This is a genomic window from Hyphomicrobium sp. (genome assembly GCF_035548195.1).
In the GTDB taxonomy this organism is placed as follows: domain Bacteria; phylum Pseudomonadota; class Alphaproteobacteria; order Rhizobiales; family Hyphomicrobiaceae; genus Hyphomicrobium_B.
Window position 1 is genome coordinate 143,490 of the sequence record NZ_DASZTY010000035.1, and the last position, 14,011, is coordinate 157,500.

Annotated in this window: 14 protein-coding genes and 2 rRNA genes (1 of these 16 running past the window's edge); 6 read left to right on the plus strand and 10 right to left on the minus strand. The window is 58.9% G+C overall.

The annotated features are described in order from the left end of the window. Positions 1–265: 265 nt before the first annotated feature. From dnaA to rpsT, 3 genes are all read right to left on the minus strand, one after another. Positions 266–1,681 carry a chromosomal replication initiator protein DnaA gene (gene dnaA, locus VHB22_RS14280; RefSeq protein ID WP_414652747.1) on the minus strand — a complete coding sequence of 472 codons (1,416 nt, stop codon included), beginning with the start codon at positions 1,679–1,681 and terminating at the stop codon, positions 266–268. Between the two features lie 222 nt (positions 1,682–1,903). After that, positions 1,904–2,347, minus strand: a complete 444-nt coding sequence (locus VHB22_RS14285; RefSeq protein ID WP_325457653.1) for a rhodanese-like domain-containing protein — start codon at positions 2,345–2,347, stop codon at positions 1,904–1,906. A 629-nt stretch (positions 2,348–2,976) separates the two neighbouring features. Further along, entirely contained in the window at positions 2,977–3,243 is a 267-nt protein-coding gene (gene rpsT, locus VHB22_RS14290) for a 30S ribosomal protein S20 (RefSeq protein WP_325457654.1), read from the minus strand. 286 nt (positions 3,244–3,529) lie between these two features. Between rpsT and VHB22_RS14295 the strand changes: the two genes are divergently transcribed. Together VHB22_RS14295 and VHB22_RS14300 are read left to right on the plus strand one after the other, a co-directional pair. Next, on the plus strand, positions 3,530–4,114 hold the full coding sequence (locus VHB22_RS14295) for a hypothetical protein (protein WP_325457655.1): 585 nt from the start codon (positions 3,530–3,532) through the stop codon (positions 4,112–4,114). 38 nt (positions 4,115–4,152) lie between these two features. Continuing rightward, a complete protein-coding gene (locus tag VHB22_RS14300; protein ID WP_325457656.1) occupies positions 4,153–4,767 on the plus strand; it encodes a hypothetical protein in 615 nt (204 codons plus the stop codon). A gap of 11 nt (positions 4,768–4,778) precedes the next feature. Here the strand turns inward: VHB22_RS14300 and mutM are convergent, their stop codons facing one another. Further along, the gene (gene mutM / locus VHB22_RS14305; RefSeq protein WP_325457657.1) at positions 4,779–5,660 is read right to left on the minus strand and encodes a bifunctional DNA-formamidopyrimidine glycosylase/DNA-(apurinic or apyrimidinic site) lyase; all 882 of its coding nucleotides are present in this window, start codon (positions 5,658–5,660) and stop codon (positions 4,779–4,781) included. Positions 5,661–5,737: 77 nt separating this feature from the next. On the opposite strand from mutM, the gene ubiE reads away from it, so the two are divergent. From ubiE to ubiB, 3 genes are all read left to right on the plus strand, one after another. Further along, positions 5,738–6,517 (plus strand): bifunctional demethylmenaquinone methyltransferase/2-methoxy-6-polyprenyl-1,4-benzoquinol methylase UbiE, encoded by a 780-nt coding sequence (gene ubiE, locus VHB22_RS14310; RefSeq protein ID WP_325457658.1) that lies wholly within the window; start codon positions 5,738–5,740, stop codon positions 6,515–6,517. Positions 6,518–6,643: 126 nt separating this feature from the next. Next, the gene (locus VHB22_RS14315) at positions 6,644–6,937 is read left to right on the plus strand and encodes a hypothetical protein (protein WP_325457659.1); all 294 of its coding nucleotides are present in this window, start codon (positions 6,644–6,646) and stop codon (positions 6,935–6,937) included. A 225-nt stretch (positions 6,938–7,162) separates the two neighbouring features. Beyond that, the gene (gene ubiB, locus VHB22_RS14320; protein WP_325457660.1) at positions 7,163–8,755 is read left to right on the plus strand and encodes a 2-polyprenylphenol 6-hydroxylase; all 1,593 of its coding nucleotides are present in this window, start codon (positions 7,163–7,165) and stop codon (positions 8,753–8,755) included. 72 nt (positions 8,756–8,827) lie between these two features. Here the strand turns inward: ubiB and VHB22_RS14325 are convergent, their stop codons facing one another. After that, the gene (locus VHB22_RS14325) at positions 8,828–9,148 is read right to left on the minus strand and encodes a carboxymuconolactone decarboxylase family protein (protein WP_325457661.1); all 321 of its coding nucleotides are present in this window, start codon (positions 9,146–9,148) and stop codon (positions 8,828–8,830) included. A gap of 114 nt (positions 9,149–9,262) precedes the next feature. Here VHB22_RS14325 and VHB22_RS14330 point away from each other — a divergent pair, with 114 nt between their 5' ends. Then, complete coding sequence (locus VHB22_RS14330) at positions 9,263–9,733, plus strand: nuclear transport factor 2 family protein (protein WP_325457662.1); 471 nt, start codon at positions 9,263–9,265, stop codon at positions 9,731–9,733. A gap of 40 nt (positions 9,734–9,773) precedes the next feature. Here the strand turns inward: VHB22_RS14330 and VHB22_RS14335 are convergent, their stop codons facing one another. From VHB22_RS14335 to VHB22_RS14355, 5 genes are all read right to left on the minus strand, one after another. Then, the gene (locus VHB22_RS14335; protein ID WP_325457663.1) at positions 9,774–10,607 is read right to left on the minus strand and encodes an FTR1 family iron permease; all 834 of its coding nucleotides are present in this window, start codon (positions 10,605–10,607) and stop codon (positions 9,774–9,776) included. Positions 10,608–10,614: 7 nt separating this feature from the next. After that, positions 10,615–10,998 carry a cupredoxin domain-containing protein gene (locus VHB22_RS14340; RefSeq protein ID WP_325457664.1) on the minus strand — a complete coding sequence of 128 codons (384 nt, stop codon included), beginning with the start codon at positions 10,996–10,998 and terminating at the stop codon, positions 10,615–10,617. 199 nt (positions 10,999–11,197) lie between these two features. Beyond that, positions 11,198–11,674, minus strand: a complete 477-nt coding sequence (locus tag VHB22_RS14345; protein ID WP_325457665.1) for a YbaK/EbsC family protein — start codon at positions 11,672–11,674, stop codon at positions 11,198–11,200. Positions 11,675–12,101: 427 nt separating this feature from the next. Next, positions 12,102–12,216 (minus strand): 5S ribosomal RNA (gene rrf / locus VHB22_RS14350). Positions 12,217–12,484: 268 nt separating this feature from the next. Further along, positions 12,485–14,011 (minus strand): 23S ribosomal RNA (locus tag VHB22_RS14355); it runs 1,272 nt beyond the window's last position.

A 14,011-nucleotide genomic window follows, 5' to 3' on the forward strand; every position in this document is an offset into this window, starting at 1 on the left:
GGCATCGCTACGCCGTCGGCAATCCTGCGCGAAAGATTAGCCCCCGCGGGCGCCCGGAACTGGCTTGCAGCGGAATCGCTCACGGACCCGGATCAGAGCCGAACGGAGCTAACATTTCAAGCCAAGATGTAGCGCCCAGGCGGCGTTTCCGCCTTACAAATCATGCCGCCCGCGCGAAAATAGCGAGGCCGGCCTCCCGAGGGCTTCGGAGGACCGGCCGTGCGCCTTGGATCGCGGCGTGGGGACGCCACGATCAATACGTCAATCAATGATTGAGAAGCCGCTTCAATTCTTCCAGCTCGTCGCCCAGATGAGGATTCTTGGTGATCTCACCCTCGATCTTGCGGATGGCGTGAAGCACCGTCGTATGATCGCGGCCGCCGAAACGCCGGCCGATCTCGGGCAGCGAGCGTGCCGTAAGATGTTTCGCGAGGTACATACCGATTTGGCGTGGCCAAACGACCGACCGATGGCGGCGCTGTGACAGCAGATCACCCTTCGAAACCCCATAATGCCGCGAGATGATCCGGAGAATATCCTCAATCTTGATCCGGCGCGGTTCGAGGTTTTGCACAAGATCGCGGATGACCGTCTCCGCAATGTCCAGCGTGATCGACGTCCGCATATATTGCCACGTCGCGTAAAGACGTGTGACGGCCCCCTCAAGCTCGCGGCCGTTCTCCGTCAAACGCATCGCCAGAAGATCGATGACATCGCGCGAAAGCGTGAAGGACGGATCGGCGGCGCGTTTCTCGGCCAGCCGCTTCTCAAGCACCTTGAGACGCAGATCGTGGTCGAGCGGCATCAACTCGGTAACGAGACCGCGCTGCAAACGCGATCGCATACGCTCATTCAGGCGTTCGATCTGGTTCGGCGCCCGCGCCGAAGCAACAACTACTTGCTTCCCGCCATCGAGTAGGGCGTTGATGATGTGATCGAACTCCTGCTCCGTGCGCTCACCTTGCAGGAACTCAAGATCGTCGATCAACAGCATGTGAATGTTGCGAAAGCGCTCCTTGAACGCCAGAGGATCGGACGACCGAAGCGCCTCGACGAACTGATAGCGGAAGCGCTCAGCCGTGAGATAAAGCACCTGGGCGCTTGGAGCCCGATGTTTCACTTCCCACGCAATCGCCTGCAAAAGGTGACTCTTGCCGAGCCCGACGGCGGAATGGATGTAGAGCGGGTTATAACCGGGCGCGTCCGCGAGCACCGTTTCGGCGACCTGCGTGGCTCCCGCATGCGCCATGCGGTTCGAAGCGCCAACCACGAAACTCTCGAACGTATAGCGCGGATCGAGCGGCGAACCTTCCAGACCGCCCGCCGACGTCCGCTGAGCCGGCGGCATGGGAGGACGCAGCACCGAAACGCGCTGCGGAGCTTCGACCGGCGGCGTCGATGTCAAGGCAGGCTTTACAGCATTTACGGATTCGGCCGGACGCGCATCGTTCGGGCGCTGAATGCCGGCGCCGGGCTGCCGCCAGATAACTTCGACACGCTCGGCGGTTGCAAACTCGACACGAGAACAGTGCAGCAGGCGTTCGGCATAATGCTCCTGGATCCAGTTCCGAACGAACTTGACCGGCACGGAAACTTTGACGATGCGGCCATCGAAGCTCTCGAATTCGAGGCTCTTGAACCAGCTTGAATAAATTTCGTCGCCGAGCTGCGCCCGGAGCATGGCCCGAACCTTTTGTCCGCGGCCCTCGACCGCACCGGCCGGCGTTTCCGCAACGGCTGTTCCCTCTGCGCCTACACTCTGCGCCTCTGCCGTATTTGCTGCCTGCATCGTGATTACTCCCGCTAATTACGCGAGACGCCGGCCGACTGGCGTCCCCCCTTTGTGCTGCATGCCCAAGACCCTCTGAGCAAATGCAGCACGACCCCGTACAAGTTCTGAGCGCTACCCTTGCACCCAGGCCAGACCGGCATGTTTCCAGCCGCCGAGCTGGCTTCTGTGACGGTCGGCATCAATTGGCCCCTCGAAGCCCTCCGCCACATTCTGGCAGCGCCGGTAGCCCGCCGCAGCCATCGCTTCTGCAGCCATTCGGCTGCGGCCGCCGGAGCGGCAGATGAAGAAAACCTGATCTGACTTCTCAACACCGCGAGACTTCAGTGCGGCATCCAGACGGTCCGAAAAATCCGGAGCGACTCTGTTGTCGGGAAACGTCTGCCACTCCATGAGCAACACCTCCCGGCCGAGCTCTCCCAGATCTGGCACGCCGACAAACGCCCATTCGGCGCGCGTACGGACATCGACCAGAACGGCCTTTGGATCGGCCTTCAGACGACCCCACGTTTCGAGGACGGGAACATCCTCGACGCGGGAAGTCTCGCTGTTTTCCACGAGCCCCCTCTCACGCATTACTAGATTTGATAAAGATCACTGCAAGACTTCCCCGAGTACATTTCGGGGAAGTCTTCGCTACGGAGCCTTGCCGCAACAAGGTCCGCAGTCAAAACAAAGATCTTTACCTATTTTGACGATGCATCGAACGCCACGACTAACTCGAAGCTTCTGATGCCACGCTCGCCGACTTACAGAAGTGAACGATCGCATTACCCCGCTGCCATCCACTGCGCATTAACTAACCGGTAACTATTCTTTCGACAAGCGTTTCGACTCCCTCGACGCGGCGTTCGAGCGCCTCGAAAGTTATCCACAGCTACGCTTGAGAACCGAGATCGCGTCGCACTTCCTGTGCAAAAGACCGCTGACTCTCCTATGGATTCCGAGAGTACAGAAACGCTCCGTCGACACCGCGTTGCAGCGTCACGTCACCGTCATTTTCCGGTTGCCCGACGAATGGAATCTGCTCTTAGCCCAGTCTGTGACGACCGGGACATTTGCTTCCGAAGGCGCAATTCCAGCGGGTTAGTGACGTTCAAAAAGAAACGGGCCCTCATCGGGCCCGCTCTTTACCGTAGCGAATATGCAACAGGGAGAAAAATTGCCCTGCGCCGAGTTCGGAAACGTCAGGCCGACATGGCCTTGACACGATGTGCCAGTCTCGAAACTTTGCGGCTGGCTGTCTTCTTGTGCATGATTCCCTTTTGCGCGTTGCGCACCAGGATGGGCTCGGCAGCGGCAAGCGCCGCAAGCGCCTTGGTCTGATCGCCAGCTTTGATTGCCTCTTCGACAGCACGAACCTCGCTCTTGATGCGCGAGCGGCGAGCCTTGTTGATTTCGGTCCGGCGGATCATCTGGCGCGTGGCTTTTTTTGCCGACGACGTATTGGCCATGGAAAGGTCCTTACTGCTTGTTCAAAAGCACCTTCCGCCGTGCGAAAGGCGAAGCGGGCTATTAGGCTGAAGAAAAACTCGATCGGCCCGGATCGACACCCAGGCACGGTTTGCCGGGGGTATAGCGGGCCGTAAATCGGCGGTCAATGAAACACGGCGGTCTGAGGACGGATTTCTTGCCCTCGGCGGCGGTTCGGCGCAGGCACAGATGCGTTGTCCGCCTATACAAACGCCTGTCGGACGCCCAAAGACGCCTCGAAATAAGCTGGGTGGGGGGAGAGGAACGATGCTATCGCTTTTAGGATGGGTATTCGGCCTTGCCGCGGCCGTGTGTGCGACAGTTGTTACCGCTGCTGTTAACGAACCGAATCTGCATATCGCAGCCTGCGGAATCGTGACTTTGGCCATCGTCGTCGTAGCCATCTGGGATCATCAGCGCCTGAGAAATGCAGGCGCCCCGACATTGGCCATCGCCAGCTCGACAGCCCGCTATCTCGGTCTCGTCTGGGCATGGGGTGCACTCGCCGTACTCGCGATCTACACCGCTGTCCTCGGCAAGACGTGGCCGGAGTGGTGGCAGTTCTTCCTCGGTTTCGCTTTCGCAGCGGCCTTCAGTTTAGCCTTTTCCATGCTGCTCGATCGCGACCGCGCCGCCGGACGCTCCGATCCCGTCCTGATCAAAGCGGGCCGCATTCTGGTGCAAGTTCAAATCGTCGGAATGGCTGTCGGCATCGCCAGCCTTTTCATCGATCACAAGTTCCCGCATGACGTCACGCACGCCGACTGGGCGGGCAACAACATCCTCTTTTTTGGCGCCCTTGCCATCGCCGCCATCAGCCTCGACGCTTTACGATCACCCGCGCACATGTGATGCAATCGGGAACCATTGGTCACTCGGATTCTTTCGGCATGTCCTTACGCCCACCGCTTCCACTGTTGCTCGCGCTTCTTGGCGCAGCCTTGTTCGTAATGTTCATCGCTGCAAGCACCTCCCGCAAAGCCGAAGCAGCAGTTGCAGCTGCTTTATTCGCAATCCTTCTCATTTCGTCTGCCATCCGCACCAATTCACCGTTCTGGCAACGAAACGCGATAAATACCGGCGTGACGCCGCGCGACGCGCTTTGGCAAACAACGCGGCTGATCATGCTCGCGTATCTCTGGTGCGCACTGGCGTTCTATGCCGTTTATCTAGGAACAACGCTGCATTGGCAGCATGGTTGGGAGTACGGGTCCGCGATTTTGCTGATCGCAATCGGCCACGCCATCTATCTTCGGCGGCTCGCCGATCCAAATGACGCCGTCTCGACACCATCGGCAATTGAGCGCGCCGTACGGTTGTCGTCCTATCAGGCGATTGCGATTGCAGTCGGATTGATCTGGCTCATCCAATCTGGAAAACTTTCATCGCTCAAAGGCGACTGGGCCGCGAACCAGTTGTTCCTCGCCGGCGGTTTCGCGGTCATGTGTTTGAGTGTCATCATCATCAAGACGAACGCCGCGTTGAGCGAGCGGCCCGCGCGTTGATAGCGCAATCCTTACCGCTGGCAACGCGGACAGTAGAACGTCGCGCGCCCCGCATGCACGGCTCGCCGGATCGTGCCTCCGCATCCAGGCCGCGGACACGGCTGCCCGGCGCGATCGTAAACCGCGAACCGGTGTTGAAATCCGCCGGATACTCCATTCGCATCGCGATAATCGCGAAGCGTAGAGCCCCCGGCATTGATTGCAAGCTCCAGCACCTCGCGAATGGCGGGCACCAGCCGCTTAGCTGGCTCGGTCGGTGCTCCACGGCGATCGGCGAGCGTCCGCGCGGCACGGTTCGGTGACAGACGCGCCCAGAACAGCGCCTCAGAAACGTAAATGTTTCCGAGCCCGGCGACGATGCGCTGGTCCATCAGAAATGCCTTGAGATTGACCTTCTTGCCCTGCGCTCTGCGAGCCAGATATTGCGGTGCCAATTCCGGGCTAAGCGGTTCCACGCCCAATCCGCGAAACAACGGATGCTGGGCTCGCTCCGCATGCGGCATCATGACCATAAATCCGAAACGGCGCGGATCGTTGTAGACAATGCGCGATCCATTCGAGAGCCGCAGGAGAAGATGATCGTGCGCCGGATTAGGCCCGACGGTATTGGTGTATTCGCCCGGCGTCTCGCGGTGGCCATGCTGTACAATCGTAAACCGGCCCGTCATGCCGAGATGCATGACAAGATCCTCGCCGCTTGAAAGCCCTGCGATCAGGTATTTCGCGCGCCGGTCGAGGCTGACGACCTTCTGGCCCACAAGCCGCTCGAAAAAGCGCTCCGGGAAAGGAAATCTGAGATCCGGCCGCCGCGTTTCGACATCGGTGATACGGCGGCCGACGACGACCGGCGCCAGACCGCGCCTGACGGTTTCAACTTCGGGAAGTTCGGGCATACACTTTGGAAACCGCGATTGACGCTAAGCCGAGCTTACAATAGCGCGGAGCGGCATAGACGGCTATCCTGGACGACATGACCGACAATATCTCCGAACCAAGCAACGAAAATACCGCCTCCTTCGGCTTTCGCGCCGTCCCTGAGGGTGAGCGGCAGGGCCTCGTCAACGAGGTCTTTGCCTCAGTCGCCGAACGCTACGACCTGATGAACGACCTGATGTCGGGCGGCTTGCATCGGCTTTGGAAGCGCGACCTCATCACGATGCTGAACGCGCCACGCGGCGATAGACCCTTTCAGCTCCTCGACGTCGCGGGTGGAACCGGCGATATCGCGATGCGCTTCGCACGTGACGGCGGCCCGGCGACAAGCGCTGTCGTCTGCGACATCAGTCCGGAAATGCTGAATGTCGGACGCCGCCGCATCGAAGAAGCCGGATTGCAGGATCGCATCACGTGCGTCGAAGGCAATGCCGAATCTCTGCCTTTCGCCAGCGGAACGTTCGATGCCTATACGATCGCGTTCGGCATCCGCAACGTCACGCACATCGATCGTGCGCTAGCCGAGGCTTATCGCGTTCTGAAGCCTGGCGGCCGGTTTCTTTGTCTCGAATTCTCCGAATGTCAGGTTCCGGTTCTCGATCGGCTGTACGACTTCCACTCCTTCGAAATTATCCCCCGACTCGGCAAGCTGGCGGCGGGCGCCGCCGAACCCTATCGCTATCTTGTTGAGAGCATTCGCCGCTTTCCGAATCAGGAAATGTTTGCAGATCTCATTCGCAAAGCGGGATTTGCGCGAGTCGCCTATCGCAATCTGACAGGCGGGATCGCCGCGATCCACGGCGGCTGGAAGATCTAATCGGCCACACGTCAACCGCGTTTTATTTGCCTCGCGTCGACTCCGATTGACCGTGGCCCGGACCGCTCATAGCTTCCGCACAGATGGGGAGAAGGAGCTTTTCTTCTGTTGGAGGAGATGGGACGCATGAAGACGAAACTTCTGATGTGTGCAGCAATCGGCGCCGCAATGACGTTTGGAGCGGGCGTCGCCAACGCCAGGTGCATGACCAAAGCCGCCGTCGCCACGTCGACCTCAGCCGATTCCGCCCGCTGGTTTGCGATGGAAACGATGGTCCAGAACGTCAGCTGGGGGCTATGGCCGGGCTTCCTAGCCAACGGCCAGGTCGAGGGCTACAGGGTCGTAAATAAGCGTTACCGTTGCCGCCCCGACGGTGGCATGGTCACCTGTCACGGCCGCGCCACCTTCTGCGCGAAATAGGCCGCCGGCCTGCATTCGTTACGATGCGATAAGATTTAACGGCGCTCGCCAAAAGCTCGGGCGCCGTTTATGTTGTAGGACATCCCGATAACCCCGCCTCGCAATGGCGCACAGCGTCGAAGCGTCTTTACCCGTTGCCTCGACTTCACTTGACCGAAACCAGTCCACGCGCATTGTGCAAGCCTCGGCGGCTCGTCCGCGACCACAGGACGATAATTCGCGGTTATGGCCGGAGCACTTCTTAATACTCTGAGACTGATACGCGCTGGCTTCGTGCTGGCTCAGCATGGCGTGCGGTTTGTGCCGAACGGTATGCCCGTGCCGCTGCCGCTTAAAATCGCGCGCGCTGCAACCGTACCGATCCGGATCGTCACCGCGCCCTTCCGCAAGGACGAACCGCGCGCAACGCGCGTCGCATCCGCATTGGCCGAGCTTGGCCCGAGCTACGTGAAACTCGGTCAGTTTCTAGCCACGCGCGCCGACGTTATCGGGCCTGAATTATCTGCCGACCTGCGCCACCTCCAAGACAAGGCCGAACCGTTTTCGATGGCGGAAGCTCGCAGCGCCGTCGAACGCGCGCTTGGCGGCAAGCTCGAAGACCATTTCGTCGAGTTCGGTCCGCCCGTCGCTGCCGCATCGATCGCCCAGGTCCATAAAGCCTACGTGATCGAGAACGGCCTTAAGAAGGCCGTAGCGGTCAAGATCTTGCGCCCGAATATCGAGAAGCGTTTCTATCGCGATCTCGACAGCTATTATTTCGCGGCGCGCATGATTGAGCGATTCTATCCGCCCGCGCGCCGGCTGAAACCCGTCGCCGTTGTCGACAACCTGAAGCATACGACGGATCTCGAAATGGATCTGCGGCTCGAAGCGGCTGCAATCTCCGAGATGGCGAGCAACATCACGAACGACGAAGGTTTCCGCGTCCCCGAAGTCGATTGGCGCCGCACAGCAAAACGCGTTTTGACCGTCGAGTGGATCGACGGCACGCCGATCTCGCACCGAGAGATTTTGGAAGCCAAGGGTTTCGATACCGGCGCGCTCGGCATGACCGTGCTTAGAACATTTCTGCGCCATGCGATGCGCGACGGCTTCTTCCACGCCGACATGCACCAGGGAAATCTATTCGTCGATGACACTGGAAAAATCGTCGCCGTCGACTTCGGCATCATGGGACGCCTCGGTCTCGCGGAACGGCGTTTCCTCGCCGAAATTCTGCACGGCTTAATCACGCGCGATTATTATCGCGCCGCCGCTGTGCATTTGGAAGCGGGCTACGTGCCGCCGCATCACACCGTCGAAGAATTCGCGCAGGCGATGCGGGCCATCGGCGAACCGATCCACGGCCGTACCGCCGAGGAAATTTCAATGGCCGATCTCTTGGGCCAGCTTTTCGCTTACACTGAAGTCTTCGACATGCAGACGCGGCCGGAGCTGATCCTGCTGCAAAAAAGCATGGTGATCGTCGAGGGCGTGGCGCGCGATCTCGACCCGCACTTAAACGTTTGGATCGCAGCCGAGCCGGTCGCCAAGGAATGGATGGAATCGAACCTTTCCGTGTTAGGCCGCTTGAAGGGAGCCGGACGCGGCGCCGAAACGATCGGCGACATCCTGATGCGGACGCCCGGTCTTTTGCAAAAAGCGGAGCAGGCAATTGTCGGCTTTTCGGAGATGGCGAAATCGGGATTGAGGCTCGACGATGCCACGCTCGAAAATCTCGCGTCGCGTTCGCGCAGAAGCCGCGCCGCCGACATCGCACTCTGGATCGCCGCTCTCGGCATTCTCGCAATCGCGCTGATGCTCTACGGCGCGCGCTAGCGTCCGCCCCAATTGTCATCTCGGGCAGGCCGCCTTACGAGGCCCTGGACCAAGAACGTCATCGAACAGCGATCAACGCGGAGCTTTTCGCGGACCGACGAGATGCGTGCCGTGCGCGATCGCTGCCGTCGCGCGCATCGTCGCCGCTAAAAAAATGACTTCCGCGATTTCAGCTTCCGTGACGCCCGCATTCTCAGCATTCGTCCGGTGCACCTCCAGGCTGTAAGGGCACTGCGTCGCAATCGCCACTCCGAGCGCTATCAACTCCTTATAACGCCGTGGAATCGCCCCCGGCGCCATCGCCGCACGATCGAAATTTTCGAATGCCGCCATCGTCGTCGACGACAAGCTGCGCAATTGCGGAAGGTTCGATAAGTTGGAAATGTCATACATGGCTAAAGCTCCCCTCGTGCGGTTCGCCCGCTGCGAACTGGCGCGAAGCGTCGCGACGTTCGCGGGAGGGGTCAAGCGACTCGATCCCGAGTCTGACAGAAAAGGAAGCGTCCCATGACCGAGCAGCGGCCCCCATTGCCCCCGTTTACGCGCGAAACCGCGATCCAGAAAGTTCGCATGGCTGAAGACGGCTGGAACTCACGCGACCCACACAAAGTCGCGCTCGCTTATTCAGTCGACAGCGTATGGCGCAACCGCGCCGAATTTCCCGTCGGCCGCGAGCAGATTGTGGAATTCCTGACGCGCAAGTGGAACCGCGAGCTAGACTATCGGCTCATCAAGGAGATGTGGGCCTTTATGGACAATCGCATTGCCGTGCGCTTCGCCTATGAATATCGCGACGACAGCAACCAGTGGTACCGCGCTTACGGCAACGAAAATTGGGAGTTTGGGGCGGACGGGCTGATGCACCATCGTTACGCCAGCATCAACGACATGCGAATTTCAGAAAGCGAGCGCAAATATCGCTGGCCGCTTGGCCCACGCCCTAAAGACCATCCAGGGCTCTCGGAGCTCGGCCTCTGATCGCAGGAAACGCCCCCAATCGTTAGGGCGCACACATCTCTCAGGCGCGCGCCGAGCTTTGCTTGGATACCGCTGGCGCCCGCCGCGAATACGCCATCGCGAAAATCGTGCAAGCCGTGATCGCGTAGGCGATAAGCTGCATGCCTGTCGGCCGATCCATGTACCCGATCAGAACGTGAAGCACGCGGCCGGGCCAGCTGTCCTGCGACAGAAGCCACGACGTGTCCCAAACTTTCGTATCGAGGATGTTCAACAGACCAGCGTTCGATAACTGCTGAACCGCCGAAGCCGCGAGCCCGGCGGCGAGTAACGTAACCAGAACGCCGGTCACGGAGAACATGCGCTTTAGTGGGATAGCGGCGAGTCCGAGATAAAGAACGAGAGAGACGGCAGCACCGAGCAGAAGGCCGATACCCGATCCAATCAAGAGTTCCGCGGCGGTATCCTTCCCCTGCATGACGATACCCATCATGAACAGGACGACTTCGCTTCCTTCACGCATGACCGCGATCGCGACCGCCGCACCCAATGCAAACAACGATTGCTTTCCGGCCGCGACCTCGCTGCCGAGCCTGCGGAGTTCCAGAGTCATCTCGCGGGCATGCTCGGCCATCCAGACGACATGCCAGGCGAGCATCAGGACAGCGAACAGCAATATCCCGGCGATAAAAAGTTCCTGCCCCCGTCCGTCGAATGCGTCCGAAATGCGCGCCGCAAATAGCGCGACGACCGTCGCGCCGACAACGCCCGCTAAAACGCCGAGTGCCACAGCGCCGTTACGCCCTTGAACACCGCGCGATGCCGCGAGAACGACTCCGACGATCAGTCCCGCTTCGAGGACTTCGCGAAAAACGATGACAAGCGCAGCGAGCATTCAGATGTCACTCCGCAACGATGTGACCAAGAGCGGTGTCCATATGATACTCGCCATAGAAGATGTACGTTCCTGCCTCCAGCGGCTTCAGCCGGATGATCGCATCGCTGTTACCCGCAATGACCTTTTCGAATCCCAGATCCTTGCTCTCGAATTCTTCCGCTGAGGGGTCCAGGTTCTTGACCGAAATCTTGACGCGCTTTCCGACAGGAAGCTTGAGGGCCGAGGGTTCGAACTTGTGGTCCTTGATCGAAATCTCGATCTCCATTTCGTCAGATGCGTTCGCCGGTGGAACCGATTGATAAGCGACCACCAGCCCGAGGGCTGCGGCACTGACGAATACCAAAGAACGAGGGAAAGCGGCTGTACGCCCGGCCAACCGGAAATTCATGACGTCTCCTAATAAGTCAGGATTAAAGGTCCTGAGATCAGGTAAGCGTCAGGTAGAACCAACGCCACAAAAAGAGTCAAGAATATTCCCGTATTTGGAACGATTTCAAAAAAGGATGCAGACCCTGTGCGACGAAACTGCGCACACTGGCGCTCTTGTGAAGCAGCGAGCGCGGAGCTTTCGAAGCAAGAGTGAATTTCTACCGATTATTTCGCGCAGCGATCGCCGCGTGCGGGATGTCATGCATGAGCCGTTGGAAGTCACCGCCAGCAAGATGCACAAGCGAGCGATGATCACCGCCTTCGAAATAAACGTCTCCCGGACTTTCGAGATTTTTATCCAACACAGCGGTCAAGTCATATGCGCCAGCAAGCGGCGGAACGCTGCCTAACGCGCAATCGCCGAAAATCGCCGACGCCTCAATCTCGCTCGCGAGCACGATGGGCTGCCCGAGGAATTTTGAGAGTTCGTCTAGCTCGACGCGATAAGACGCAGGCACGATTGCCAGGAGGTAGCCGTCATCCTGCCTGAGCAAAACGCCTTTCGCCAGTCTGTCTTCAGGGATCAGACTGGCCCGTGCCGTTTCTCGCGACGAATGGGTGGGCATATGAGTAACGACGTCGTAGTCGACACCATGCCCTTCGAGATACTGTTGCAGCGAGATCGCGATCGCCATGGCAGGCCTCCATGCGTTAGCCCATCCCCTCACCCAGTCTCAATTATAAGGTTCGCGACGAGCAGCTGCAACGTCATGACAAAAGCGAACGGTGCGCTGGCTCCGACGGTGATTTCGATTAAAAATCTCGGGCTTAAACACTAACGAAAGCATATTTGAACGGCATCACTCAATTTGTGTGAGCGCATTTCTCGCCTCCTCGTGCGCGCGCAACACCCGCGATCGCCCTTTACAACTGCCCTTCACAGCATCTCGTTCTCGGCAACAAACAAAAACAAAAACGCGCCGCTGGCACAGGGCACAGCGGCGCATTTGAATGCGATATCGACAGAGGGCACTGATTGACTTCTTTGATTGCGCATCGCGACTCCCGTTCCGGGAGCCGGCCGCGATGCGCGGGTTAGAAAATCACATGACGTCTCGGCAGACCTGGCAACGACCTACTCTCCCGCGTCTTAAGACGAAGTACCATCGGCGCAGGGGCGTTTCACGGCCGAGTTCGGAATGGGATCGGGTGCAGCCACCCCGCCATAATCACCAGGTCAGCGGAGACGTCATATGACTTCTTTGATTGCGCGTTCCGACTCTCGTTCCGAGCCGGGCGGAACGCGCGGGCCTTGCAGGCGCCGCTTCGCTCCGTTGCGCACTTTGGTCTTTCTGAAGGCCTACGCTCATCGTACGGCTGCGCCTCTTCGCGCCTCTAGGCGCGAGCGATCAAGGATCGCCGGCACAAGTGCCGCCCGCCGGAGCCGCGTCGCGCATTCGCACGATATGCGGCGTTAGGCAAACGATGAGCATTGCTAAATGAGAGCAATCAAGCCAATCGAGTTATTAGTACCGGTAAGCTACACGCCTTGCAGCGCTTCCACACCCGGCCTATCAACGTGGTGGTCTTCCACGACTCTCGAGGGAGAACTCGTTTTGAGGTGGGTTTCCCGCTTAGATGCCTTCAGCGGTTATCCCGTCCGCACATAGCTACCCTGCTGTGCCGTTGGCACGACAACAGGTCCACCAGAGGTGCGTCCATCCCGGTCCTCTCGTACTAAGGACAGATCCTCTCAATTCTCCTACACCTACGGCAGATAGGGACCGAACTGTCTCGCGACGTTCTGAACCCAGCTCACGTACCTCTTTAAATGGCGAACAGCCATACCCTTGGGACCTGCTCCAGCCCCAGGATGAGATGAGCCGACATCGAGGTGCCAAACGATTCCGTCGATATGGACTCTTGGGAATCATCAGCCTGTTATCCCCGGCGTACCTTTTATCCGTTGAGCGATGGCCCTCTCACAAAGAACCACCGGATCACTATGGCCGTCTTTCGACTCTGCTCGACTTGTCAGTCTCGCAGTCAGGCGGGCTTATGCCATTGCACTCGACGGTTGATTTCCGACCAACCTGAGCCCACCTTCGCACGCCTCCGTTACGATTTAGGAGGCGACCGCCCCAGTCAAACTGCCCACCATGCGCTGTCCCGGATCCGGATAACGGACCGCGGTTAGACAACCATAATCACTAGGGTGGTATTTCACATTTCGGCTCCGCCCGAGCTAGCGCCCAGGTTTCATAGCCTACCACCTATTCTACACAAGCAGTCACGATTGCCAGTGCAAAGTTGCAGTAAAGGTGCACGGGGTCTTTCCGTCTAACCGCAGGAACCCCGCATCTTCACGGGGAATTCAATTTCACTGAGTGTGTGCTGGAGACAGTGGGGAAGTCGTTACGCCATTCGTGCAGGTCGGAACTTACCCGACAAGGAATTTCGCTACCTTAGGACCGTTATAGTTACGGCCGCCGTTTACTGGGGCTTCGATTCAAGGCGTGAACCTCTCCTCTTAACCTTCCAGCACCGGGCAGGCGTCAGGCCATATACGTCGTCGTTGGACTTAGCATAGCCCTGTGTTTTAGGTAAACAGTCGCCACCCCCTAGTTTGTGCCCTACCCCTCCGGTTGCCCGAAGAGATAGCCTGCTTCTCCCGAAGTTACGCAGGTAATTTGCCGAGTTCCTTCAGCACACTTCGCTCAAGCTCCTTGGTATTCTCTACCAGTCCACCTGTGTCGGTTTCGGGTACGGTCTATATGGGGGCTATTTCCAGGGACACATTCGCTGCCTCGGCAATCCGATAAGCCTCAACAACTTGCTGCATCCGTCACACACCCACTGGCCCACGAATATTAACGTGGTTCCCATCGACTACGGCTTTCGCCCTCGCCTTAGGGGCCGGCTAACCCTGCGCAGATTAACTTTACGCAGGAACCCTTGGACTTTCGGAGGGAGTGTTTCTCACACTCCTTTCGTTACTCATGTCTGCATTCGCACTTCCGATACCTCCAGGA

Coding starts and splice junctions, on each gene's coding strand:
- mutM (WP_325457657.1), bottom strand. CDS start 5,660: ATGCCCGAACTTCCCGAAGTTGAAACCGTCAGGCGCGGTCTGGCGCCG.
- VHB22_RS14340 (WP_325457664.1), bottom strand. CDS start 10,998: ATGAATTTCCGGTTGGCCGGGCGTACAGCCGCTTTCCCTCGTTCTTTG.
- VHB22_RS14300 (WP_325457656.1), top strand. CDS start 4,153: ATGTCCTTACGCCCACCGCTTCCACTGTTGCTCGCGCTTCTTGGCGCA.
- VHB22_RS14330 (WP_325457662.1), top strand. CDS start 9,263: ATGACCGAGCAGCGGCCCCCATTGCCCCCGTTTACGCGCGAAACCGCG.
- VHB22_RS14345 (WP_325457665.1), bottom strand. CDS start 11,674: ATGGCGATCGCGATCTCGCTGCAACAGTATCTCGAAGGGCATGGTGTC.
- VHB22_RS14295 (WP_325457655.1), top strand. CDS start 3,530: ATGCTATCGCTTTTAGGATGGGTATTCGGCCTTGCCGCGGCCGTGTGT.
- VHB22_RS14315 (WP_325457659.1), top strand. CDS start 6,644: ATGAAGACGAAACTTCTGATGTGTGCAGCAATCGGCGCCGCAATGACG.
- VHB22_RS14335 (WP_325457663.1), bottom strand. CDS start 10,607: ATGCTCGCTGCGCTTGTCATCGTTTTTCGCGAAGTCCTCGAAGCGGGA.
- ubiE (WP_325457658.1), top strand. CDS start 5,738: ATGACCGACAATATCTCCGAACCAAGCAACGAAAATACCGCCTCCTTC.
- dnaA (WP_414652747.1), bottom strand. CDS start 1,681: ATGCTCCGGGCGCAGCTCGGCGACGAAATTTATTCAAGCTGGTTCAAG.
- rpsT (WP_325457654.1), bottom strand. CDS start 3,243: ATGGCCAATACGTCGTCGGCAAAAAAAGCCACGCGCCAGATGATCCGC.
- VHB22_RS14325 (WP_325457661.1), bottom strand. CDS start 9,148: ATGTATGACATTTCCAACTTATCGAACCTTCCGCAATTGCGCAGCTTG.
- ubiB (WP_325457660.1), top strand. CDS start 7,163: ATGGCCGGAGCACTTCTTAATACTCTGAGACTGATACGCGCTGGCTTC.